Genomic DNA, 25,851 nt, shown 5'->3' with positions numbered 1-25,851 from the left:
ACTCACTCCTCGTCAGCGAGCAGGCTTTGCTCGCTTGGCAAACGGATACCTACTTTGGTGACTTGTTGGTCAACGACATCGGCAATGATCCATTGCAAGCCTTGCCACTCGAATTGGTCCCCTAACACTGGTGTACTCCCCAATTGTTCTTCTACAAGGTTTCTTAAGCTTTTATCGAGTGATTCATCGCCCAAGTTCAGGCCATACATCATCGCAATATCGGCAAGGTTCACTTCAATATCTAGGAAGAAATCACCAAAGAATCGTGCCAATGACGCTTTCTCAGGCGCTTCACTAAATAGCAAGCTCAGGGCATCCAAATCCTTTTCTTGCGCCAACACACACAAGGTATCGTCTTCTTCGAGGCGCGTACTACCTGACGGATGCAATAACGCTTTATTGCGAAATACTGCGGCGATGCGCGTTCCATCCGGCATCGAAAGACTACGCAATGGTTCACCAATACACCATTTATCCGCTTTAAGCTTATAGATAAACAGTTCCCACTCACTAGTTGGGTAAATCTCCACACCTGTGCGTGAAATTGGCTCAGGTTTAGAAGGTAGCTCTACCTTCGCCAGAGACATCGCTTTAGTCAATGTGCCACCTTGTACAATCAAAGAGACCATTACCACGAAAAACGCCAAATTGAAGTACAACTGCGCATCTGGCAATCCTGCCATCATTGGAAATACCGCCAGAATAATTGGGACAGCACCGCGCAAGCCCACCCAAGAAACAAACCACTTTTCACGTGGTGTGAAACTCTTGAATGGCAGTAAACCGATCCAAACCGAGATTGGACGGGCAAATAAAATCATCCCAAAGGCCAGCGCCAAACCAGGCAACGCAATAGAGAGCAAGTTGGAAGGCGTAACCAATAAACCAAGCACGAGGAACATACCGATTTGAGCTAGCCACGTCATGCCATCTAGCACATGAAGAATGGAATGGCGGCTGCGTGTTGGACGATTACCTAGCAGTAAACCAACCAGATAAATTGACAGAATACCGCTGCCACCTAATGCATTAGATAAAGCGAAAATCAGCAAGCCACCACTGACGGTTAAAATCGAATATAAGCCATCCGGCAGTTGATTACGATTGATGACCTTCCACAAAATCCAGCCACCAGCAAAACCGAGTAAAGCGCCAATACCAAACTGCTTAAGAAAACTGAGCGCCAAAAAGCCCACACTCAAATCTGCATCTGGGTTCGCTAAAATAGCAATCAGAGTAACAGTCAGAAACACCGCCATAGGATCATTGGTGCCGGATTCAATTTCCAGCGTTGAGCCAACACGTTCGTTAAGACTACGACCTTTGAGTAGAGAAAAAACCGCGGCAGCATCTGTGGAGCCGACAATCGCACCAACTAATATACCTTGCAGCAAGTCTAAGTCGAATAACCACGTTGCCATCAGCCCGGTCAAAATAGTGGTGATCGCAACCCCAAACGTTGCCAAGGACACCGAAGGCCATAACGCCACCCTAAAGCTGGCAACCCGTGTTCTCATACCACCATCGAGCAAAATGATGGCTAATGCGAGGTTACTGACCAAGTAAGCGATCGAAAAATTATCAAATAAAATACCGCCTAAACCGTCTTCCCCCGCCAGCATTCCAACGGCTAAAAATACCAAAAGAATTGGGATTCCCAACTTAGAGGAAACTGGGCTTAAAAGAACGCTAAGTGCGATTAACAACGCACCTATAAGAAAAAAACTGTTAATGGTGTCTGCGTCCATTCTCACCCTCCCTTAATGAAAAACGATATGCTTGTGATGAGCTAAGGCGACTTCGTTAATAAGTTAATGCCTTAATCTGCCTCCTCCTTAAACCGTCCCAAAGCGCGAGGTTGTACGAGAATGACTCAGTTATATTACTTTATTGTGCGCTAAAACGGTGATTTGGTACGAAAACTTTATGTAAATAAATTACTTGTGAATTTTTCACGCCAATTTTTTCACTGATTGATAAAAAGAAGAACGCAGAATGTTTCTGTTAAGGATCGCTAAAATCAATGAAGAAAAAATTAATCACGTCTCTTATTCGTGCTTTTTATCATTTCTCTCCTTAGACCTTTGGCTAATTTAACAGCTTTTTAACATTAATAAATAACCCTAACTTCTCTCTAAGCGACCATATCACGGGAGTTTTTTATTTTTTATACCCCGACTAAAGTTGAAAAGAGTTCTTGCCAACACCTTGCTAATGTACATGTTGAAACATTTTTTTAACAACAATACCAATCGTAAGGAGACGGCAATGGCATTTGAAAGCGAAGAAAGAGCCAAAGCCTATTGGGACAAAAACGTGAAGCTCATGATTGGCCTTATGGTCATCTGGTTCGTAGTGTCTTTCGGCTGCGGCATTTTATTTGTCGACGTACTTAATCAATTTCAATTAGGTGGATACAAACTTGGTTTCTGGTTTGCTCAGCAAGGCTCCATCTACACCTTCCTAGGTATTATTTTCTATTACGCATGGAAGATGCGCCAAATCGACCGTGAATTCGGCGTAGATGAGTAAGGAGTAACTCAGATGGATTTGAAAACTATTACCTACCTGGTTGTTGGTGCAACCTTCGTCCTCTACATCGGTATTGCGATCTGGGCGCGTGCGGGGTCAACCAAAGAGTTCTATGTCGCAGGTGGCGGGGTAAACCCAATCGCTAACGGTATGGCAACCGCTGCTGACTGGATGTCGGCGGCATCGTTCATCTCAATGGCAGGCCTAATTGCCTTTATGGGTTACGGCGGCTCCGTATTCCTAATGGGTTGGACGGGTGGTTACGTACTGCTTGCACTGTTACTCGCCCCTTATCTACGTAAGTTTGGTAAGTTTACGGTGCCAGAGTTTGTTGGTGAACGCTTTTACTCGAACACGGCACGTATCGTGGCGGTTATCTGTCTTATCATCGCATCGGTCACTTATGTTATCGGCCAGATGAAAGGCGTTGGCGTTGCCTTCGGTCGCTTCCTAGAAGTTGATTACTCAACAGGCCTACTGATTGGTATGTGTATTGTATTCATGTACGCAGTACTTGGCGGCATGAAAGGCATCACATACACGCAGATTGCTCAATATTGCGTACTCATTCTTGCTTACACTATCCCTGCAATCTTTATCTCTCTGCAACTTACAGGTAACCCGCTACCTCAGATTGGCCTCGGGAGTACCATTCAAGGCACCGATGTTTATCTGCTCGATAGGCTCGACCAAGTGGTGACCGAACTCGGCTTTAGTGAATACACTACGCAGGTTCGCGGTAGCACACTAAACATGTTCGTTTACACCATGTCATTGATGATCGGTACTGCAGGTCTACCACACGTTATCATCCGTTTCTTTACAGTACCTAAGGTGCGTGATGCGCGTACTTCTGCAGGCTGGGCACTTGTGTTCATCGCTATTCTATACACAACGGCGCCAGCAGTATCAGCAATGGCACGTCTAAACCTAATGGATACCGTCAACCCTGCGCCTGGTCAGCACCTTGCGTATGATGAGCGCCCTGATTGGTTCAAAAACTGGGAAACAACAGGTCTATTAGGCTTTGATGATAAGAATGGCGATGGCCTGATCGAGTACACCTCAAATCCTGATACCAATGAATTGCGAGTTGACCGTGACATCATGGTACTAGCAAACCCAGAAATCGCTAAGCTACCAAACTGGGTCATTGCACTCGTTGCCGCTGGTGGTCTCGCTGCAGCACTATCCACAGCAGCGGGTCTGTTGCTTGCTATTTCGTCGGCGATTTCCCATGACTTAATCAAAGGGGTTATAAATCCGAACATATCCGAGAAGAAGGAGCTGCTTGCCAGCCGAATCTCGATGGCGGTGGCAATCGCAGCCGCAGGCTATCTCGGATTGAATCCTCCAGGCTTTGCCGCTGGTACGGTGGCGCTCGCCTTTGGTCTTGCTGCGTCATCCATCTTCCCTGCGTTGATGATGGGTATCTTCAGCAAAGGCATCAATAAAGAAGGCGCAATCGCCGGTATGATTGCCGGTATCAGTATCACACTGTTCTACGTATTCCAGCACAAAGGCATCCTATTCGTTGCTGACTGGAAATATCTAGAAAGCTGGGGAACCAACTGGTTCCTAGGTATTGAGCCAAACGCGTTTGGTGCTATCGGCGCCCTATTTAACTTCATCGTGGCATTCGCGGTATCGAAAGTTACAGCGGAAACACCTCAAGAAGTTAAAGATCTTGTTGAACACGTTCGTGTCCCTGTTGGTGCAGGCGATGCCGTGGATCACTAAAATATAACGCAAGCCACAAAAGCCCCACTTGGGGCTTTTTTATTCATCTAACTTATTCTAATAATTAGATTCCCTGAGCCGTAGCAAGGAAGCACAGGAATGGCATTGATTATATGTTCGGGGAACTCAGAAACAATCGTTTAGAGCAGGGCAAAGATTGCAGCAAGCTAGTTGCTCTACCTTCAAAATCATTAACGAAGTTATTAGTGATTTTAGCCAGTTAAAATGAACAGATAATTGATGGAATTAGTATTTTATGTTCAAAAACAAGCACTTTATTCTCGCACTGCTGATTGCGCCGATTCTTTCTTTGATCGCCTACTTCGGCACCGATATGGCACTCAGCGAGAAACCCCACGCGGCACAAGAAGGGGAAACTTACAAACTCGCGAGTAAGTCTAACTGTCGTTACACCAGTGGACTGTGTGACATGGAAAATGGCGACTTTAAAGTGAAGTTTCGCTCAGAACAGCTCACGAAAAATGGCTTAGAATTGTCACTCAATGCCGCCTATCCACTCGAAGGGGTCAAAGTTTCCATCGTTAATGACGAAGAGAAAAATGCTCAGCCGGTTGATATGAAGCCCGCCGATCAGGCTGGAAAAAGTTGGTACATTACCTTACCAAGACCAGCATCCGCAGAAAGTTGGTTAAGAGTCGTCATTCAATCTGGAGGCACACTTTATTACGGCGAAACACAAACCGCGTTTGTGAAGTACGAAACCTTATTTACAGAGTAATGGCCACAGATAAAGACACCGATATCCAAAACGTCGATACCTCATTGTCACCTCAGGACTAAATAATTCCCTCTCTGCCGACGCTTTTACGTCGGCTTTTGTTTCCGTAAGTCTTTCTTCAACAACCTCTTACTCTAAAAAGGGTTGCCAACCCACCACTTAATTGATAATAATTATCATTACATTAAACGAGAGGTGGTTATGGACAACAAACGGGACATCTTCAACGCATTTTTTAAAGCACAAGATAGATTCCTTCTCGCCGCACCACACGGCTTTGAGCCAGACGTAATTCATGACTATATTCATTGGGGAATGGTGTTGTCTTCCTGCTATGAACACGGTGCCGATGAAGAAAATCTATTGTTGTGTGAGCTGTTTTTGCGTCAGGTTTATTTCCATCTACTAGACGCAATTCAAGACTCCACTCGCAGTCGCATCTTCCGTCGTGTCTGTCTCGATTCTATCCATACGCCATTATTCTGTCTCAAACGCTATTACTATCAGTTTGAACAAGGCGACGTGAAATTTCTCGCATTACAACAACAATTACGCCTGATTCAAATCTCACTCGATTAACCAAAAGGATCCCTACCATGAGCACCGAATTCCGCATAGAAACTGACAGTATGGGCGAAGTGAAAGTCCCAGCAGATGCACTCTACCAAGCCCAAACTCAGCGCGCCGTCGATAACTTCTCATTCAGTCAATATAAGATGCCATCTGGCTTCATCCAAGCGTTGGCACACATCAAGCAGACTGCGGCACTCACCAACGCACAATTGGGGCTGCTTGAAGGTGATATCGCTAATGCGATTGCTGACGCAGCTCAGGCGATTATCGAGGGCAATCATATTGAGCAGTTCCCAATTGACGTATTTCAAACCGGATCAGGCACCAGCTCAAATATGAATGCGAATGAAGTGATTGCAACACTGGCCTCCCAGCATCTAGGCGGTACCGTCAGTCCTAATGATCACGTCAACATGGGACAAAGCAGTAACGATGTGGTGCCAACCGCAATTCAAGTTAGCGCAGCATTAGCCATTGAAAAACAGCTCTTTCCGGCCTTGTCACACCTCAGCCAAGCACTAGAGTCTAAGCAACAAGCATTGAAAGATGTTGTAAAAACCGGTCGCACTCACTTAATGGACGCGATGCCCATTACCTTTGCTCAAGAGCTTGGCGGTTGGCAGTTCCAAATCGAGCACGCAAAACAAGCGATTGAGCAAGCACTGCCAGCGGTAAAAGCCTTAGCCCAAGGTGGTACGGCGGTTGGCACAGGGATCAATGCCGATCCACGCTTTGCGGACTTATTCGCCAGCAACCTGACACAATCGACTCGTATTCAGTTCACAGCCAGTGATAATTTCTTTTTCAATTTAAGCAGCCAAGATGCGATCGTCGCTCTATCGGGACAGCTCAAAACAGCAGCAGTTGCGATCATGAAGATCGCAAACGATCTTCGCTGGATGAATTCAGGCCCATTGGCTGGTTTAGTTGAGATTGAATTACAAGGCTTGCAACCAGGTTCTTCCATCATGCCTGGCAAAGTAAATCCTGTGATCCCGGAAGCCGCAGCTATGGCCTCAGCGCAAGTCATTGGTAATGACACCACGATTACCGTCGCGGGCCAAGCAGGTAACTTCCAACTAAACGTCATGCTACCTGTCATTGCTCATAATATATTGGAGAGCATCGAGTTGCTCGCTAATAGCGCAACCGCTTTAGCCGATAAGGCCATTGCAACATTTGAAGTTCGTCAAGATAACTTGGATATAGCGCTCGCAAAAAACCCAATTTTGGTCACGGCCCTCAACCCGGTCATTGGCTACCTGAAAGCGGCAGAAATCGCGAAGAAAGCCTATAAGCAGGGTCGTGCGATTATTGATGTCGCGGAAGAAGAAACCGATTTAGATAGAGCCACGTTAGAACGATTGCTTAATCCCGCAAAACTCACCCAAGGTGGTGTTGCGGAATAATCGGCAAACTCAGCCTACAAACCAAAATAAGATTACAAACACAGAGACCTCCATTTGGAGGTCTCTTTTATAGCAACGCTAAAACACTCTAAATCTATGCGACGCGGTTGAGCACCGAACGCAATTTAAGCGGCTTAACTGGCTTCGCAATAAAGCTGAACCCATTTGCCTTGATGCCATCAAGCATATCATCGGTGCGATCCGCGCTGATGATGACACCTTCAAAGCAGCTGCCTAGTCTCAAGCGACATTGCTGTAGTACTTCCAAGCCAGTACGACCATCATCAAGTCGGTAATCGGAGAAAATTACATCCGGAATCCAACCATCCTCAAGCGCTTGTAGACTTTCAACTAAATCAATTGCAACTCGTGTATCGCAGCCCCATCGAGACAGTAAGTTTTCCATGCCGACTAGAATGTCAGGCTCATTATCGACACAAAGGATTCTCAGATGACCAAGTTCAGATTGGTTACTTGTCGTGACTTGAACTGGGTGCGGCTGCACATGATCGGCTTTATCAAGCGTGATAGAAAAGACACTGCCTTTCCCGACCCAAGAACGCATCGAAATTTCATGCCCGAGCACTTGAGCAATTCCCTTGGAAATCGCCAAACCAAGCCCGAGACCTTGGTCAGAACGAACTTGAGTTCCGCGATTAAACTCTTCAAAGATCTCTTGCTGCTTCTCTTCTTCAATACCTACACCGTTGTCCCACACATCAATACGCACTCGCCCTTTTACCCGGCGAACACCGAGCGCCACTTTGCCATTCGGGTTATAACGAAACGCATTGGTCAGGAAGTTTTGCACCACACGGCGCAGCAGTTTGGGATCCGATTTCACCATGAGTGAGGATGGAATCATGGTGAATGCTATACCTTGTTGCTTGGCTAATGCGCTGAACTCCGCATTCAAATTCGACAACACATCGTTTAACGCAAAACCGTGCATATTGACTTCCAGCTTGCCCGACTCCAGGCGCGAAATATCCAGCAAATCTCCTATCAGGTCTTCGGCCGCCTCTAAAGCACTCTCAATGTGAGCCGACAGCTTTTTAGCTTCGCTGTCTTTGGCTACTTCCGACAATGAAGAAGCGAACAGGCGCGCAGCGTTGAGTGGCTGCATCAAGTCATGGCTTACTGCCGCCAAGAACCGTGATTTGGACTTCGATTCCAAATCGGAGCGTTGCGTCGCTGCCACCAGCTGCTTGTTAAGTTGTTCTAATTCCCGAGTCCGCAGACGCACCCTTTCTTCCAATGTCTCGTTGGCGTCTTTCAGCGCTTGCTCTGCATCACGGAATACGGTGATGTCGGTAAAGCTCATCACAAAGCCACCACCTGGCATTGGGTTACCTTGTACCTCAATCACGCGACCATCAGGACGAACCCGAGAAGAGGTGTGCCGAGTCCCTTGCTCAAGATGATAAACGCGACGACGGACGTGGTCATCAGGATCGCCTGGTCCACATAAACCTTGCTCTGCATTGTGCCGAATCACATCCGCAATCGGTCGCCCAACTTGGATCAAGCCTGGCGGAAATTCAAAGAGTTCTAAGTAGCGTTGGTTCCAAGCCACCAAGCGTAATTGCTTATCGACCACCGCAATACCTTGGCCGATATGTTCAATCGCCCCCTGAAGTAGGCCTCGGCTAAAATCGTACAGTTCAGAGGCTTCATCGACGATAGTCGCCACCTCTTCAAGCTGCATGTTTCTTCCTTGCAGGGCAGAAGTAAGTACTAACTTAGCAGAAGAAGCACCGAATACCCCGGCTAATACACGTTCGGTATGTCGAATCAGAGAAGATGGCGCTTGCTGATTCGGCATTAGCTCTTCTCGTTGCTGGCTCCAATACGCTTGAAAAGCCGCTTTTACTCGCGTTCGCCCAACAAACCTAGACGCTAGCATTTCTAGTTCAGCAACCGTAACACGACTCTGGTATAGGCTCATGTTTTCGCTTTCAGGCAGTGGCGTACCAACGAATGACGCCGATTGTAAGCGCTCACTTAGGCTTGGTCGTGTAGTCATAGAAACCACGACAAAACACACTGCATTGGCGACCACGCTGAGGATCATCCCCCAATCTGAAATCGCAATGTCAAAGCCAGCCAATACCTCTGGTGGGGTGATCAACCAAATCAAAAAGTTGTTACTGGCATTCCCGGCAAGCATGTCCGTTTGGCTCATTAACGTAATCAGCCAAATGGTAAAGCCTACCGCCAAGCCAACATACACACCTTTCTTATTCCCTTGACGCCAGTACATACCGCCCACCAGCGCAGGCGCGAATTGCGTGATCGCCGCAAATGAGAGAAAGCCGATCGCTGAGAGTGAGTGAATGGTATCTAACGCTTGATAAAAACCCCAAGCGCCAATTAGTAGGACTAAAATCAGACCACGGCGGATCCGCAGTAATAATTCAGAGAAGTGATGATGGTTACGCTGCGTCAATCGCATGCGACGCAATAGTAGTGGCATAACCAAGTCGTTCGATACCATGATCGCTAAGGCAATCGTCGACACGATAACCATGCCACTGGCCGCCGAAGTGCCACCTAAAAATGCAAGCAAAGCGATTTCACTCGCCCCTACCGACATCGGCACACTGATCACATAAGTATCAGGCGAAGCACCACTCAACAAACCTTGCCCTACCCACGCAATAGGTAAAACAAAAATCCCCATCAAGATCAGATAAATGGGAAACAACCAACGAGCAACATGCAAATCTTGCGCGCGTTCGTTCTCCACCACCATAGTATGGAATTGTCGTGGAAGACAAACAATCGCCAGCATCGTGAGTACGGTATGAATCAATATCGTCGGAATATTCGGTGACTGATACGTCTGTGCGGCAACATCAACTAAGCTCAAATTCTCGGTGTTCATCGCCAACCAAACAATGAATACACCGACCACTAAAAACGCCAACAGTTTGATAATCGATTCGAAAGCAATCGCCATCATCATCCCACGATGGTGTTCCGTGTTATCAATGTGCCGGGTACCAAATAGCATGGTAAAAATTGCCAGTGCGACCACGACAAACCACGACACGCTATCGTTTTGATAACCAAAATCGGTAGCCAGTTCAGGGGCAATGATTTCTAGCCCCATGGTGATACCACGCAACTGCAAAGCGATGTACGGCAAAATTCCCGCAACTGCAATGAGTGTAACAACTACGGCCAAACCTTGAGATTTGCCGTAACGAGCTCCGATAAAATCAGCAATCGACGTGATGTGTTCCCGTTTAGCAATCAAAATAAGCCGAGCTAAAACGCGCCATCCGATGGTAAACACTAAAATGGGGGCAATATAGATGGGCAAGAAAGACCAAGGGTTACTGCTGGCCTGCCCGACCGTGCCGTAGAAGGTCCACGATGTACAGTACACCGCAATGGAAAGGCTATAAATCCACGGCCGCCAGCGTGCTAACCACCTTTTCTGAATGTCGCCGTACCACGCGATGATAAATAAGGCTCCCAAATACGCCAAAGAAACGGGAACCACCAGCCATCCTTGCATCCGATATCCTTTCTTGCCTTTCTTGCCGTTTTAAAGCAAGAGAATAAAAAAACCTCTCCATTAGGGAGAGGTTTCATTTAACACTGCTTTCACAACGGAGACAAAGCTTAGTTTTTAACCTTTGTCACAGAAGTCTAATTCTGTGTTTCCAGTGACTTGTCTGATACATCGACCACATGATGTGGCTCTTGTGGTTCGAGCTTGATGAACAATGCCAATAAACCCATCGCGGCCATGCCCCAGAACACAAGTGGTCCCCAGTGCTCATAACCCCAACCGCTCAACACGGTCATCAGTGCGATGAATGCGCCTAGCGGAATCGCGTTATACAATGCTTGCAGCGCCACTATCTTATTTTCTTCCGAGTTTTGGATATATTGAATTGCAGCAATGTGTGCCGTTGCGAAGGTCACGCCATGCAATAATTGAACAATCACCAAAGCAACAATCGACGTTGTCGATGCCGTAATGCCCCAACGCATCATCACACCAACGGCAGCAACAACAAATAACGCGCGCATTGACCAACCGACAAATAAACGCTTGCTCAGCGCAAACACTGCCACTTCGGCTGCAACACCCAAGCTCCACAGATAGCCAATCACATCTTCCGAATGACCTGCGGCTTTCCAGTGAATAGCGCTAAAACCGTAGTAAGCCGCATGACTGCCCTGAATTAATGACACCAACACTAAGAATTTAAGTATCGGCTTGTCAGTCAAAAGAGCACTCAGTTTTGGACGCTCCGCGCTTTGCCCACCAAGCGTAACGGGCATCGGGTTAGTCATACGCATTGAAAATAGCAACGAAACTAATACCCCAGCCATCGCCGTGTACAAGATCATATCAGAGCCAAATTCAGCCACCAGATAACCCACGGCCGTCGAACCCGCGATAAAGGCGATCGAGCCCCATAAGCGCGTACGGCCGTAGTCGAGCATTTTCAGACGAGCGTAGTAGTTTGCCATCGCATCCGATAATGGAACAATCGGTCCACAACAGAGGTTAAATAGCACCGTCGCTAACGCCATTAACCAAAAACTGCCACCTGTAAAAAAGTGAAATCCAACAAAAAGGAGGGCAGCGAAACTCAACCAACGTAAAGCAGGCATAAGGTGTTCAACTTTGTGCACTCGTGGGGTGATCACGATATTGGCGACACAACGTGTCGCAAGACCTAACCCAACTAGCAAACCGATGTCGGTTGAAGAGACACCTTGCTCCTTAAACCAAAGTGACCAAAATGGCAGATATACGCCATACGCAAAGAAGAATCCGAGAAAGTACTGGGAAATCCAGCCATACGGAGAAGGTTTCAACATTACTAATATCCTAAAACGGGAACATCAACGTTCGAACCGGGAATTATGGATCGCTATGCGTATTATAAAAAGGGAAGAATAGGCAACTTATCGTTTCCTCGATGGAATACTAACTTTGCGACATTGGCCATCTTAAAGCGAAATCATCGTGATTTAGACCAAAGTCGTCTGGCTTCCGGTAGGAAATTTGTCAGACTTAGAGAGTGTTCCTTCCATCATTGGGTGTTCTCATGCCTGACAAATTTAACATGCAATCTCCACCGTTCGACCGCTTAACCGAAGCACAACAGACACGACTGCGCTCGTCTCTGGACGTTGCCTACTATCGAGCTCGAGATGTAATTTTATCTTGCGGACAGAAGAACCCTCACTTGCATATTCTGATCAAAGGCGCGGTAGAAGAGCGCTCCCAAGATCAGCAGGAAGTGTTCGCGCATTATGCCAACGACGATATGTTTGATGTGCGCTCGTTACTTGAAGACAACGTACGTCATCAATACATCGCACTTGAAGACACGCTCTCCTATCTGCTACCGAAAGACGTCTTTCTGGCGCTTTACAACGAGAATGGTCAGTTTGCGGCCTATTTCGATAACAATTTATCAAAGCGACAAGAACTCATCGAAGCCGCTCACCAACAACAAAACTTGGCAGAGTTTATCCTCACCAAAGTGGACCGCAGCATTTATCACCCACCGATGATCCTTGAGCCAAATACGCCGATTAACGAGGTGACGCACACCCTAAAAGCAAATGGGATCGATGCAGCACTTGTCAAACTCAATGATGACGATCCGCGATTAGAAAAATGGCCCTCGGCTCATCCATACGCCATCGTGACGCGAACCAACATGCTGCACTCCGTGATGTTAGATGGCAGCGCACTCAATACCCCTGTTGGTGATATCGCCACCTTTCCTGTCTATCACGTTGATGATGGTGATTTTTTATTCAACGCCATGATCACCATGACCCGAAATCGAATGAAACGTCTCATGGTATGTGATGGCAACCAAGCCGTCGGCATGCTGGATATGACCCAAATTCTCAGCGCGTTCTCCACCCACTCTCACGTGTTAACGCTCAGTATTGCCAGAGCAAGCAGTGTGGAAGAGCTCGCATTGGCCTCAAACCGCCAGCGTCAATTGGTCGAGAGTTTATTGAGAAACGGCATCCGCACTCGCTTTATCATGGAGCTGATTTCCGCCGTGAACGAGCAAATTATCGAAAAAGCGTTCGAGTTAGTGGTTCCACCAGCCTTGCACGATCATTGCTGCTTAATCGTACTCGGCTCAGAAGGTCGAGGAGAACAAATTCTCAAGACAGACCAAGACAATGCTCTAATTATTCAAGATGGTTTGGAATGGCCTCATTGCGAACAAGTGATGCAATCCTTCACGCACACTCTACAACAGCTCGGTTATCCACTTTGCCCGGGTAAAGTCATGGTCAACAACCCGAAATGGGTCAAAACGCAGCAAGAGTGGATAAACACCTTAGACCGCTGGATAGCCAAAGCCGAACCACAACAAATCATGGACTTAGCCATTTTCAGTGACGCCCATGCTGTTGCGGGAAATCGCGAACTGCTGGCTCCAATCGCGACCCACCTTCGCGACACAATGAAAGATCGCATGTTGATACTGTCTGATTTTACTCGCCCTGCCTTGCAGTTTTCTGTGCCCCTAACTCTCTTTGGCAACGTAAAAAGTGCTAAGGACGGGTTAGATATTAAACGCGGCGGCATTTTCCCAATTGTGCACGGCATTCGCACCTTGTCTTTGGAATATGCCATTGAGGAGAAGAACACGTTTGAGCGCATTGAAGCACTTCGGAAAAAACGCATCTTAGAGCCTGAAACGGCAGATAACCTCAACGAAGCACTGAAATTGTTCTTTAAGGTTCGCCTTAATCAACAACTCAAAAAGCAAGAAGCATTGAATAACATTGATATTAAACAACTGGATAGAACCGAGCGTGATTTACTTCGCCACAGCTTACATGTAGTGAAAAAATTTAAGCAATTTTTAGGCTTCCACTATCAAATTCGTGATTAACCATGATTTTCATAAATCATACAGAGGCGTAGGCAATGAACTGGTTACAACGCAAATACTGGCACTACAAACTGAAAGGCTCTCCTTATCAGTCGCTTTTTTGCACGCCCGATAAAACAGAATACGTTTCTCTCGACTGCGAAACCACCAGCCTTGATCCAAATCGCGCCGAGTTGGTGACCATTGCGGCCACGAAGATCATCGACAACCGCATCATCACTAGCCAGCCATTTGAAGTCCGCTTACGCGCGCCGCAATCGCTCGATTCTGGCTCAGTCAAAATTCATCGAATTCGCCACCAAGACTTAGTCGACGGGATTAGCGAAAAAGAGGCGCTGCTCGAGCTGCTCGACTTTATCGGCAACCGACCACTTGTCGGTTATCACATTCGTTACGATAAAAAGATCTTAGATCTTGCTTGTCTGAGGCAACTTGGCTTTCCACTTCCTAACCCGCTCATCGAGGTAAGTCAGATTTATCACGACAAGCTGGAAAGACATTTGCCGAATGCCTATTTCGACTTAAGTCTGGATGCGATTTGTAAACACCTCGAACTTCCTATCCAAGATAAACACGACGCTTTACAAGATGCGATTTCTGCCGCTTTGGTCTTTGTTCGCTTAACGAAAGGCGATTTGCCCAACCTAACCGCGCCGTATACATAAAAATCAGTTGACCTAGCTCCCAGAAATACTTTTGTTTCAGCGATTTCACGGCGCTTCCTTCACTCTCATCCTAAAGTCTAATTGTGGAAATACGCGCAGTGACTGACAGTTATAAGCACAACGTCGTCATTACCACGACCAAGTTATTTAGAACCAAAAAAACAGCCCTACAAAAACATATTCAAAATCTTATCTAGATTGGTGTAAGGCCGAGAAATAAGGCACAAGGAGAGAAGCCATGAGCGAAGCCCACGTTTATCCGGTAAAAGAAAATATTAAAACTCATACACACGCGGATAATGATACTTACTTAGCCATGTATCAGCAGTCGGTAACCGATCCAGAGGGCTTCTGGAACGAACACGGCAAAATCGTTGATTGGATCAAACCTTTCACCAAAGTAAAAAGCACCTCTTTCGATACTGGTCATGTCGACATTCGTTGGTTTGAAGACGGCACACTGAACGTCTCGGCTAACTGTATTGACCGTCATCTCGCAGAACACGGGGATGACGTCGCAATCATCTGGGAAGGCGATGATCCAGCCGACGACAAAACACTCACTTTCAACGAACTGCACAAAGAAGTATGTAAGTTCTCCAACGCATTGAAAGAGCAAGGCGTACGTAAAGGCGACGTGGTGTGTTTATACATGCCAATGGTGCCAGAAGCCGCAGTGGCTATGCTCGCTTGTACCCGCATCGGTGCGGTTCATACCGTTGTATTTGGTGGTTTCTCACCAGAAGCTCTCTCTGGCCGTATCATCGACTCTGACGCTAAAGTCGTGATCACCGCTGATGAAGGCGTGCGTGGCGGGCGTGCCGTTCCACTGAAAAAGAACGTGGACGAAGCACTAACTAACCCAGACGTAAAAACCATCAATAAAGTGTTGGTGCTTAAACGTACAGGTGGTGATGTCGAATGGCATGAACATCGTGATGTTTGGTGGCACGAAGCAACAGCTAACGTTTCTGACGTTTGCCCACCAGAAGAGATGAAAGCCGAAGATCCGCTCTTCATCCTTTACACTTCAGGTTCAACAGGCAAACCTAAAGGCGTACTACACACAACAGGCGGTTACCTCGTTTACGCGGCGATGACCTTCAAATATGTGTTCGATTACCAACCAGGCGAAACCTTCTGGTGTACCGCGGACGTGGGTTGGATTACCGGTCACACTTACCTAATCTACGGTCCACTAGCAAATGGGGCGAAGACCATCTTATTCGAAGGTGTACCAAACTACCCAAGCACAAGCCGTATGAGCGAAGTGGTTGATAAACACCAAGTCAACATTCTATACACCGCCCCAACCGCGATTCGTGCGCTAATGGCAAAAGGTGATGAAGCGGTTGCAGGCACATCTCGTTCAAGCCTGCGCATCATGGGCTCAGTAGGCGAACCAATCAACCCAGAAGCGTGGGAGTGGTACTACAAAACGATTGGTAACGAGAACTCACCTATCGTCGATACTTGGTGGCAAACGGAAACTGGCGGCATCTTGATTGCGCCACTACCAGGGGCAACCGATCTAAAACCAGGCTCTGCGACTCGCCCATTCTTCGGCGTCCAACCTGCTCTTGTCGATAACATGGGTAACATTCTTGAAGATACCGTTGCTGAAGGTAACTTGGTTATCCTTGATTCTTGGCCAGGCCAGATGCGCACGGTTTACGGCGACCATGAGCGCTTTGAACAGACCTACTTCTCAACCTTTAAGGGTATGTACTTCACCAGTGATGGTGCGCGTCGTGACGAAGACGGCTACTACTGGATCACAGGCCGTGTTGATGACGTACTGAACGTGTCGGGTCACCGTATGGGTACCGCTGAAATTGAATCAGCGCTAGTGGCGCACCACAAGATTGCAGAAGCGGCGATTGTTGGTATTCCACATGACATCAAAGGCCAAGCTATCTACGCTTACATTACATTGAACGATGGTGAATTCCCGTCAGCTGAGCTGCACAAAGAAGTTAAAGATTGGGTGCGTAAAGAGATTGGTCCAATCGCGACACCAGATGTACTGCACTGGACGGATTCCTTACCGAAGACTCGCTCTGGTAAGATAATGCGTCGAATCCTGCGTAAGATTGCAACGGGCGATACAAGCAACCTCGGAGACACGTCAACGCTTGCCGATCCGAGCGTGGTAGACAAACTCATCGCAGAGAAAGCAGAATTGGCATAAATTCAACCAACTGTTTTAAAAGCACTTTAAAAACCGCCATCACTCATGGCGGTTTTTTGCTTTTGCGCACAAATTAGCCACACAAAGAACATGGCAATTATGTTGTTTTTGTTAACTTGGTTACAGAAACGAAGGTGGCTATTAGGAGATTAGACCAGTAAATTGCTGCTAATTGCTATGAATTAGCTATAATCTTGGTCGATTTTTTAAAATTTGCTCGGTTTTAACAAAAAAATCGTGCTGAACTATCGTATATTTGGGAATATAAACGTTCCACTCACGATAAGGGAAGATAGCAACATAATGTCTGCAAAGTCACGGATTCTTGTTCTAAACGGACCAAATCTTAACCTATTGGGTCTGCGCGAACCGACACACTATGGTCACAGCACCTTAGCACAAGTTGTGGATGCTCTTACGAAGCAAGCTCATAACGCTGGGGTGGAACTGGAACACCTACAATCAAATCGTGAGTACGAACTGATTGAAGCCATTCATGCTGCTTATGGCAAGATTGACTTCATCATCATCAATCCAGCGGCTTTCACTCATACCAGTGTGGCACTGCGAGATGCATTACTTGGCGTCGCCATCCCATTTATTGAGGTGCACTTATCAAATGTGCACGCACGTGAATCATTTCGTCATCACTCTTATCTGTCAGATAAAGCAGAAGGCGTGATTTGCGGTTTAGGCGCACAAGGTTATGAATTCGCTCTGTCTGCCGCGATTAATAAGCTACAGGCAAAGTAACCCTAACACTCTGCAACCCCACGAGGGTTGTCTTAATCACAAGATAAAAGAGAAAGAAAAGATGGATATTCGTAAAATCAAGAAGCTAATTGAGTTAGTTGAAGAGTCTGGCATTGCTGAGCTAGAGATTTCTGAAGGTGAAGAGTCAGTACGCATCAGTCGTCACGGCACTGCAGCCCCTCAAGCACCAGTTCACTACGCAGCAGCTCCAGTAGCGGCACCTGCTCCAACAGCGGCACCAGTAGCAGAAGCGCCAGCAGCAGAAGCTCCAGCAGCTGCAACGCCTGCAGGTCACCAAGTTCTTTCTCCAATGGTTGGTACTTTCTACCGTTCTCCAAGCCCAGACTCTAAAGCATTCGTAGAAGTGGGTCAGAAAGTAAATGCTGGCGATACGCTATGTATTGTTGAAGCAATGAAAATGATGAACCAAATCGAAGCGGACAAATCTGGCGTTGTTACAGCGATCCTAGCTGAAGACGGCCAACCAGTTGAATTCGACCAACCTCTTGTTGTAATCGAATAAGCGGGGCTTGCCTTATGCTAGACAAAGTAGTCATCGCGAACCGAGGTGAAATTGCACTTCGTATTCTTCGCGCTTGTAAAGAGTTAGGTATTAAGACCGTCGCTGTTCACTCGACAGCTGACCGCGATCTTAAGCACGTACTACTCGCAGACGAAACCGTATGTATCGGCCCTGCTCGTGGTATCGACAGCTACCTAAATATCCCACGACTTATTTCTGCAGCAGAAGTAACAGGGGCCGTTGCCATTCACCCTGGTTACGGCTTCTTGTCAGAAAACGCAGACTTCGCTGAGCAAGTTGAGCGCAGTGGTTTCATCTTCGTTGGTCCAAAAGCAGACACTATCCGCCTGATGGGTGACAAAGTGTCGGCTATCAACGCAATGAAGAAAGCTGGCGTTCCTTGTGTACCTGGCTCTGACGGTCCTCTGGACAACGACGAAGAGAAAAACAAGGCGTTTGCTAAACGCATTGGTTATCCAGTCATCATCAAAGCGTCTGGTGGCGGCGGTGGCCGTGGTATGCGTGTCGTTCGCGCAGAAAAAGACCTAATTCAAGCGATTGCAATGACGCGTGCTGAAGCAAAAGCAGCGTTCAACAACGATATGGTTTACATGGAGAAATTCCTAGAAAACCCTCGTCACGTTGAAGTGCAAGTTATCGCTGACGGTCAAGGCGGCGCAATCCACCTTGGTGAGCGTGACTGTTCAATGCAACGTCGTCACCAAAAAGTAGTGGAAGAAGCGCCAGCACCAGGTATCACTGAAGAGATGCGTAAGTACATCGGTGAACGTTGTACTCGTGCATGTATCGAAATTGGTTACCGCGGCGCAGGTACGTTCGAATTCCTGTACGAGAACGGTGAATTCTACTTCATCGAAATGAACACTCGTATTCAGGTAGAACACCCAGTAACAGAAATGGTTACCGGCATCGACCTAATCAAAGAACAGCTTCGCGTTGCAGCGGGTCAACCTCTGTCATTCACTCAAGATGACATTAAGATCCGTGGCCATGCGATTGAGTGCCGTATCAACGCAGAAGACCCAGAACGCTTCCTACCATCTCCAGGTAAGATCGAGCGTTTCCACGCGCCTGGTGGTATGGGTGTGCGTTGGGAATCACACATCTATTCTGGTTACACAGTACCACCTCATTACGATTCAATGATTGGTAAGCTAATCACGTACGGTGAAAACCGTGATGTGGCGATTGCGCGCATGAAGAATGCTCTGGGTGAGATGATCATCGAAGGCATCAAAACCAACGTGCCACTGCAATTCTCCATTATGAATGACGAAAACTTCCAGCATGGTGGTGCAAACATCCACTACCTAGAGAAGAAGCTCGGCTTACAATAAGCCTTAGCTAACGTCTTAAAAAATGCCCACACCCGTGGGCATTTTTGTTTTGTATGTACTCTAAGCGTTCAACAGATACGTAGGCTTATTTGGGTATATACTCAAACAAATCGTAGAGTTCTGGTAAACTCTGCGCCACTTCATTCACTTTAAGAGCAAAAACCAATGCCTTGGATTCAAATCAAACTCAACGCGACCAATGAAAACGCTGAGCAAATCGGCGATATGCTAATGGAAGAGACTGGCGCGCTGTCTGTTACATTCTTAGACGCGCAGGATACACCTGTATTCGAACCTCTACCTGGCGAAACTCGCTTATGGGGCGATACTGATATTCTGGCACTGTATGATGCAGAAGCAGACACTAACTTCATCATCGACCAAATTAAAGCGAGCAATATGCTGGCTGACAATTTTGCTTACAAAGTAGAACAGCTTGAAGATAAAGACTGGGAACGCGAATGGATGGAAAACTTCCACCCAATGAAATTTGGTGAACGACTATGGATTTGTCCAAGCTGGCGCGACATTCCAGATCCTGACGCTGTTAATGTTATGTTGGATCCTGGCCTTGCATTCGGTACGGGTACTCACCCTACAACAGCACTTTGTCTTGAGTGGCTAGAAAGCATGGACTTAAGCGGTAAGACCGTTATCGACTTCGGTTGTGGCTCTGGCATTCTGGCGATCGCGGCGATCAAACTGGGCGCTGAAAAAGTGATAGGGATCGACATTGATCCTCAAGCACTGCTTGCTTCGAAAGACAACGCAGAGCGTAACGGCGTTGCCGACAAACTAGAAGTTTACTTACCGCAAAACCAACCAGAAGGTCTGATTGCAGACGTGGTTGTTGCTAACATTCTTGCTGGCCCACTGCGTGAACTTGCACCAATCATTAAAGGCCTAGTTAAACCAAATGGCGACCTTGCAATGTCTGGCGTATTAGACACCCAAGCCGAAGATGTTGCGAATTATTACCGTGACGAGCTTCACATTGACCCGATTGTTGAGCAAAGTGAATGGTGTCGCATCTCTGGTCGTAAGCAAGGCTAGACAAGGTTTTCAGAGCTAATTGTTTGAAATTCATACAATTTACAAAAACAATTTGTAAATGCTCAAATATTAGTCTTTTCACGCAGTGAAAAAATGCGTAAAATGCGCGCCCTTGCTGGTACAGAACTGTGATGACGTTTTGAAAATCGGAAACTATCAACTTAAGAACAATCTAATCGTAGCCCCTATGGCTGGTGTAACGGATAGACCGTTTCGCGAGTTGTGTCTTCGCTATGGTGCGGGAATGGCCGTCAGTGAAATGATGTCTGCTAACCCAAAACTATGGGGAACGTCAAAGTCGAAACAGCGCATGGTACACGAGGGCGAATCGGGCATTCGCTCTGTACAGATTGCGGGTTCCGATCCACAGCTTATGGCGGACGCAGCTCAATTCAGTGTTGAGAACGGTGCACAAATCATCGACATCAACATGGGCTGCCCGGCAAAAAAAGTGAATAAGAAGCTAGCGGGCTCTGCTCTGCTTCAATACCCAAACATTATCGAAGAGATTTTGAAAGCGGTCGTGAATGCAGTGGACGTTCCTGTAACGTTAAAGACTCGAACTGGCTGGGATACAGACAACAAGAACTGTGTCCAGATCGCTAAATTAGCCGAAAACTGCGGCATACAAGCTCTTGCTCTGCATGGCAGAACGAAAGCATGTATGTACAAAGGTGAGGCCGAATACGACAGCATTAAAGCGGTAAAAGAGGCGATTTCAATTCCGGTTATCGCGAACGGTGATATCGATAGCCCGGAGAAAGCCAAATTTGTACTGGAGTACACCGGTGCGGACGCTTTAATGATTGGACGCCCTGCCCAGGGTCGTCCGTGGATTTTCCAGGAAATCCATCACTATTTGGAAAACGGCACCACAATGGAGGAGCTTCCAACTGAGGAAGTGAAAACCATTATGCTTGGTCATGTGAATGCTCTGCATGAATTTTATGGGGAGTTCTTAGGTCCACGTATCGCGCGCAAGCACGTTGGGTGGTACCTGAAAGAGCATGAACAGGCAAGTGAGTTTCGCCGTACCTTCAACGCTATCGACGCAGCTCCGCTGCAAATTGAGGCGTTAGAAGGTTATTTTGATAACGTTGCATCATAATTAAGAGAAGAGCTAGACCGAATATGTTCGAACAAAATCTGACTTCAGAAGCATTAACAGTAACTACAGTAACGTCACAAGACCAGATTACTCAGAAGCCTTTACGTGACTCTGTTAAAGCGTCTCTTAAAAACTACCTTGCTCAACTAAACGGCCAGGAAGTAACAGAACTATACGAATTAGTTCTAGCTGAAGTTGAACAGCCACTATTAGATACTATCATGCAGTACACTCGCGGTAACCAAACTCGCGCGGCAACTATGATGGGTATCAACCGCGGTACTCTTCGCAAAAAACTTAAGAAATACGGCATGAACTAAGACCGGCTTTCAAAAAGTATTTGGAACAAGCCGTTACCTTTTTAGGTAACGGCTTTTCTTTATCTACTAAAACACTACGAATAACGCTCACTTTGTTCAGCATTACCAACTGGCTTTAATATAACTACCGCTGAGCCAAACAATAACAAAGCCACGACAGCGACCCATTCACTACCTACAGAATAAGCAAAGCCCGCCAAGGCAGACCAAATCGCGACACCAAAGTGCATCATACTCATTCCAGAAGACATCAGCACACCTCGATGTTCATCAGATAAGCTTGCTATATGTGCTTGTAACGCCGGAGAGCCTACCCCTCCAGCAAGAGACCAGAGCACTAGAGCTGGAAGATAAGCGGTCACCGTACTCATCTCATTTGAGAACACCCATGCACTGCAAGGTATGCACACCATTAAAGCCACTCGCATAACGGCTCGAGAGCTACCAAGCCAACGGCAAGCTCTCCCCACGCACATATTTCCAACCACACTCACGATCCCTAGAGCAGCATAAATAGCGCCCACCCAACCGAGCGCCAACTCGCTGGTATCTCGAATATGAAGGCCTATCAGGTTAAATACACCAATACCTCCCCCTAGGCCTAAACACATCGCTAGAATAGCCCTCAACGCGCCTGGAAGATGAATGACGTCTGTGATAGGTGGCAGAGTATCTGACTTCTTGGACTCATTATGCTTGTTGTTCATGAACACTACGCTCATGGCACCGACAAGAAGAGCCGCAACGCCCAAAATAATAAAAGCGGCACGCCATGATAAAAGCTGGGTCAGCAATGCTCCGATCGCTGGGCTGGTTATCATACCCAGCGTTAATCCCACCTGAACCATCACAATTTGACGCATCGCTCTATTACCCTTCGCGTCTCCCGCCAACGCAAATGCAATTGGCAACATGCCTGCACTTGCAATACCTGTGATCACTCGACTTGCAATCGCAAGTTCAAAATCATGAACTATGCCCGTCGTAATAGACGCAACCCCAAATACGAAGCAAGCAGGCAACATGATACGAATACGCCCAACCCGGTCTGATAAACGTCCCAGGTAAGGAGCGCAAATTGCTATAGCTAAACTATATGCCGTAATAAATAACGTAACCTGACTCGGTTGAACACTTAAATCATTTCCGATAGGTTCAAGAATAGATCCAAGCATCAACTCATCAGCACCAACAAGAAAAGCAACAAGAAATAGGATCATGGACTGCATCATAGCTCCACCTCCTGTTCTGTTTCCGATTCAGCATAAGTGAGCAACGAAATATCTAAAACTCTATCAGGCCAAGATTGTAAAAACGCCTTCTCATGAGATACCACAATCACACTACCAGAAAAGCGCTGGAGAGCCTCTTTAAGCGCATTTTTACTGCTGCTATCCAAATGTGTCGTTGGCTCGTCCAACAGCAAAACATTGCATTTCTGGACTGATAAACAACAAAGTTTCACGCGAGTTTGCTCACCTCCACTTAATGTATCTAGGTGGCGCTGCGTCTTATCTCCGGTGACCCCAAAGCGAGCTAATATCTTGCGTGATTCTTTGCTTGATATCGTTGGATCACAAGAGCATAGCTCCTGCTCAGGCGTGTGCTGAGGGTGACGCCAAGACAAATCTTGAGAAAAATACCCAATCATTGCACCTTTTGCCAATACCACCTCACCAGAGAGCGGCTCGATCTCCCCCATAAGGGTTTTAAGCAAAGTCGACTTACCTACGCCGTTAAAACCAGAAACGACCAACTTCTCCCCGCGCGCTAACGTGATATCAAGCGCAGGAAGCAGAGGCTGCTGATAACCTATCTTCAACGCTTTTGCGTCAATCACATACTGTTGCCCAATAGGCTGGTGAGCAAAGTCAAACATCGATACTTTCTCTATATGATTCAGTTGAATACGTTCGATTTTATCCAGTTTTTTCTTGCGTCCCTTAGCAAGACTCGCGTTAACTCCAGCGCCATTTTTGGCAATAAATTGCTCTAACTTTCGAATTTCATTTTGCTGAGCCTTATATTGCTTTTCTAACAAAGCACCGTCGTGATTCTTTTGCTGCATTGCTTTGACATAAGTGCCGCTGTATTTTCGGACCGTTTGATAATCAATATCACAAATACTGGTCGCTACTTGATTAAGGAAGTCAATATCATGAGAAACCAGTAAAACAGTGCCAGTGTACTCGTTGAGAAACGTGACCAACCATTCAATGTGCAGAGCATCAAGATAGTTTGTCGGCTCGTCGAGAATTAACACATCGGGGTTGCGGAGTAACAACCTCCCTAAAAGGACCTTGTGTCTTTGACCCCCACTTAGCGAGACAAGCGGTGTGTCTAAGCCAAATTGATAAATGCCAAGATCTACAGCAACTTGTTCAATTTTGGTATCAATTGCATAGAAGTCTTCATCTTCTAAATATGCCTGTAGTTGGGCGACTTGGCTTAAAAGAGATGTAGAGTGAGACTCGGTCATCGCCTGATACAAAGTCCAAAGCTTCTGCTCGGCAGCGTATAAGTTCTCAAAAGCACTCTTTAAGCATTCATCAACCTTCAGCGCATTATCCATCTTAAAATGTTGCTCTAAATACCCCACCTCAAGGTTTGGTAACCAGTCAATGCAGCCCTTATCTGCAGATAATTCACCGGTAAGCAGTTTTAATAAGGTGCTTTTTCCAACGCCATTCGCTCCAGTGATACCTATTTTCTCTCCCACGTTAATTCGAAATGTCACGTTGTTATATAAACTCTTATCAGCGATCTGATAAGACAAATTTTTAACTTGTAAAATACTCATGTTTTTAACCAAATAAAAAGGGCCGGTGATCAATACCGGCCCTTTTTTCAATACTGGATAATGCTTTGTAGCTGCTTAACAGATACAAAAAGGCCGATGATGAAATATCACCGGCCATCTCTTCTCTTTTATCAGGTGTACAGACGCCTGCGTATAACTTCAGCGAAGTTATACGCATAAAACACCTGATGAAGATTAATTTAAGACTCCGAGCAACACTTCATCGCGTTTTTTGCACGGAGTTCAGCCTTCTTACAAAGCTTTTAAACAAGAGATATAACATGGTTTACTGTCGAAAAAACATTCGATGTGAAGCGTACACCTTTAGAATAAAAAGTACCAGATAATTATTAGAACTATCGTGACTTACACGAAGGTCCACTGAAAGAAGACCTTTCCTCAGTCAATGTGCCAGGTGAACGACTTACTCAGCACACACAGCTATGAGAGCACCTATACCGCTCACGTTATACGTACGTAGTGGTGGCTTTATCGGTTGGAGACGGTTAGAGGGGAAGAAGTAGCAAATATCCTTTAAGGCAGACACTGGCTTAAATAGATCTACAAACAAAATCCATGTTAGGAAAGTTTTAAATACGCTGAGCTTATTTTAATGAGCGCCGGTGGCTAAATCACAACATCTAAAGCAAAGAAATCATCCCTGAAAATAACATAACCTAGTGAATAAACTTTCCAGGTAATAATAAAGGAAGCTTTGGTAAGTAAGCACAGGGGCTCAAAACTAGCGCTCGAGACTGGGACCCGGTTCAGCAGAAACCGCATAGAATTGCGCATCAACTCGTCATGACAGGGCTTAGAAAGCATCGCGAAGAGGGAAGTCTGCCTCTCGATGCAAGGTTTCAATATGGAAATGGGGTTAAGGTAAGTCGGGTAATCAAAACGAAAAAAGCCCCAGTCTTTCGACTGAGGCTTAATATAAGTGGCGGAGTGGACGGGACTCGAACCCGCGACCCCCGGCGTGACAGGCCGGTATTCTAACCAACTGAACTACCACTCCGCAGTGGTATCACTCGCTTGTAATCAGCAAGTGTCCAAAATTTAAAGCCTGGCGATGTCCTACTCTCACATGGGGAAGCCCCACACTACCATCGGCGCTATTTCGTTTCACTTCTGAGTTCGGCATGGAAATCAGGTGGGTCCAAAACGCTATGGTCGCCAAGC

General features: G+C 46.6%; 19 protein-coding genes, 1 tRNA gene and 1 rRNA gene. 14 read left to right on the top strand and 7 right to left on the bottom strand.

The annotated features are described in order from the left end of the window. Positions 1–2: 2 nt before the first annotated feature. A complete protein-coding gene (locus FKN16_RS21620; protein ID WP_047010251.1) occupies positions 3–1,748 on the bottom strand; it encodes a potassium/proton antiporter in 1,746 nt (581 codons plus the stop codon). A gap of 520 nt (positions 1,749–2,268) precedes the next feature. On the opposite strand from FKN16_RS21620, the gene FKN16_RS21615 reads away from it, so the two are divergent. The 5 genes from FKN16_RS21615 (at position 2,269) to FKN16_RS21595 (ending at position 6,993) form a co-directional block, all read left to right on the top strand. After that, a complete protein-coding gene (locus FKN16_RS21615; RefSeq protein WP_005397548.1) occupies positions 2,269–2,532 on the top strand; it encodes a DUF4212 domain-containing protein in 264 nt (87 codons plus the stop codon). Positions 2,533–2,544: 12 nt separating this feature from the next. Then, positions 2,545–4,272, top strand: coding sequence for a sodium:solute symporter family protein (locus tag FKN16_RS21610; RefSeq protein ID WP_005397550.1), 1,728 nt, complete (start codon positions 2,545–2,547; stop codon positions 4,270–4,272). A 256-nt stretch (positions 4,273–4,528) separates the two neighbouring features. After that, complete coding sequence (locus FKN16_RS21605) at positions 4,529–5,011, top strand: hypothetical protein (RefSeq protein ID WP_005397855.1); 483 nt, start codon at positions 4,529–4,531, stop codon at positions 5,009–5,011. A gap of 201 nt (positions 5,012–5,212) precedes the next feature. After that, positions 5,213–5,590: a hypothetical protein gene (locus FKN16_RS21600; RefSeq protein WP_012841320.1), complete on the top strand. Its 378-nt coding sequence runs from the start codon at positions 5,213–5,215 to the stop codon at positions 5,588–5,590. A gap of 17 nt (positions 5,591–5,607) precedes the next feature. Next, complete coding sequence (locus FKN16_RS21595) at positions 5,608–6,993, top strand: class II fumarate hydratase (RefSeq protein WP_170903516.1); 1,386 nt, start codon at positions 5,608–5,610, stop codon at positions 6,991–6,993. Between the two features lie 94 nt (positions 6,994–7,087). Here FKN16_RS21595 and FKN16_RS21590 read toward each other — a convergent pair whose 3' ends face one another. After that, entirely contained in the window at positions 7,088–10,519 is a 3,432-nt protein-coding gene (locus tag FKN16_RS21590) for a PAS-domain containing protein (RefSeq protein ID WP_170903515.1), read from the bottom strand. A gap of 134 nt (positions 10,520–10,653) precedes the next feature. Further along, a complete protein-coding gene (locus FKN16_RS21585; RefSeq protein ID WP_005397849.1) occupies positions 10,654–11,841 on the bottom strand; it encodes a 3-phenylpropionate MFS transporter in 1,188 nt (395 codons plus the stop codon). 230 nt (positions 11,842–12,071) lie between these two features. On the opposite strand from FKN16_RS21585, the gene FKN16_RS21580 reads away from it, so the two are divergent. The 9 genes from FKN16_RS21580 to fis all read left to right on the top strand — a co-directional run bounded on the left by FKN16_RS21580 (position 12,072) and on the right by fis (position 21,869). Beyond that, positions 12,072–13,898: a DUF294 nucleotidyltransferase-like domain-containing protein gene (locus FKN16_RS21580; protein WP_161445900.1), complete on the top strand. Its 1,827-nt coding sequence runs from the start codon at positions 12,072–12,074 to the stop codon at positions 13,896–13,898. A gap of 35 nt (positions 13,899–13,933) precedes the next feature. Beyond that, complete coding sequence (locus FKN16_RS21575) at positions 13,934–14,563, top strand: 3'-5' exonuclease (RefSeq protein WP_005382363.1); 630 nt, start codon at positions 13,934–13,936, stop codon at positions 14,561–14,563. A 238-nt stretch (positions 14,564–14,801) separates the two neighbouring features. Continuing rightward, complete coding sequence (gene acs, locus FKN16_RS21570; RefSeq protein WP_006742998.1) at positions 14,802–16,754, top strand: acetate--CoA ligase; 1,953 nt, start codon at positions 14,802–14,804, stop codon at positions 16,752–16,754. 303 nt (positions 16,755–17,057) lie between these two features. Then, positions 17,058–17,507, top strand: coding sequence for a type II 3-dehydroquinate dehydratase (gene aroQ / locus FKN16_RS21565; protein WP_170903514.1), 450 nt, complete (start codon positions 17,058–17,060; stop codon positions 17,505–17,507). Positions 17,508–17,568: 61 nt separating this feature from the next. Next, positions 17,569–18,030 (top strand): acetyl-CoA carboxylase biotin carboxyl carrier protein, encoded by a 462-nt coding sequence (gene accB / locus FKN16_RS21560; protein WP_170903513.1) that lies wholly within the window; start codon positions 17,569–17,571, stop codon positions 18,028–18,030. 14 nt (positions 18,031–18,044) lie between these two features. After that, positions 18,045–19,388: an acetyl-CoA carboxylase biotin carboxylase subunit gene (gene accC, locus FKN16_RS21555; RefSeq protein WP_170903512.1), complete on the top strand. Its 1,344-nt coding sequence runs from the start codon at positions 18,045–18,047 to the stop codon at positions 19,386–19,388. Between the two features lie 165 nt (positions 19,389–19,553). After that, positions 19,554–20,441, top strand: a complete 888-nt coding sequence (prmA, locus tag FKN16_RS21550) for a 50S ribosomal protein L11 methyltransferase (protein ID WP_005397838.1) — start codon at positions 19,554–19,556, stop codon at positions 20,439–20,441. Between the two features lie 139 nt (positions 20,442–20,580). Further along, on the top strand, positions 20,581–21,549 hold the full coding sequence (gene dusB, locus FKN16_RS21545; protein WP_005382505.1) for a tRNA dihydrouridine synthase DusB: 969 nt from the start codon (positions 20,581–20,583) through the stop codon (positions 21,547–21,549). Between the two features lie 23 nt (positions 21,550–21,572). Further along, positions 21,573–21,869: a DNA-binding transcriptional regulator Fis gene (gene fis, locus FKN16_RS21540; RefSeq protein ID WP_000462885.1), complete on the top strand. Its 297-nt coding sequence runs from the start codon at positions 21,573–21,575 to the stop codon at positions 21,867–21,869. 74 nt (positions 21,870–21,943) lie between these two features. Here the strand turns inward: fis and FKN16_RS21535 are convergent, their stop codons facing one another. The 4 genes from FKN16_RS21535 to rrf form a co-directional block, all read right to left on the bottom strand. Beyond that, on the bottom strand, positions 21,944–23,101 hold the full coding sequence (locus tag FKN16_RS21535; protein ID WP_170903511.1) for an MFS transporter: 1,158 nt from the start codon (positions 23,099–23,101) through the stop codon (positions 21,944–21,946). After that, the gene (locus FKN16_RS21530; RefSeq protein ID WP_170903510.1) at positions 23,098–24,669 is read right to left on the bottom strand and encodes an ABC-F family ATP-binding cassette domain-containing protein; all 1,572 of its coding nucleotides are present in this window, start codon (positions 24,667–24,669) and stop codon (positions 23,098–23,100) included. The genes FKN16_RS21535 and FKN16_RS21530 overlap by 4 nt, the downstream gene beginning before the upstream one ends. Before the next feature lie 941 nt (positions 24,670–25,610). Continuing rightward, a tRNA-Asp gene (locus FKN16_RS21525) sits at positions 25,611–25,687 on the bottom strand. 46 nt (positions 25,688–25,733) lie between these two features. Beyond that, a 5S ribosomal RNA gene (gene rrf / locus FKN16_RS21520) occupies positions 25,734–25,850 on the bottom strand. Between the last annotated feature and the right edge of the window lies 1 nt (position 25,851).

The organism is Vibrio sp. 11-4(1) (assembly GCF_013048625.1).
Classification (GTDB): Bacteria; Pseudomonadota; Gammaproteobacteria; order Enterobacterales; family Vibrionaceae; genus Vibrio; species Vibrio diabolicus.
Note: the sequence above shows the minus strand (reverse complement) of the source record. Positions and strands in the feature narration are given on the sequence as shown.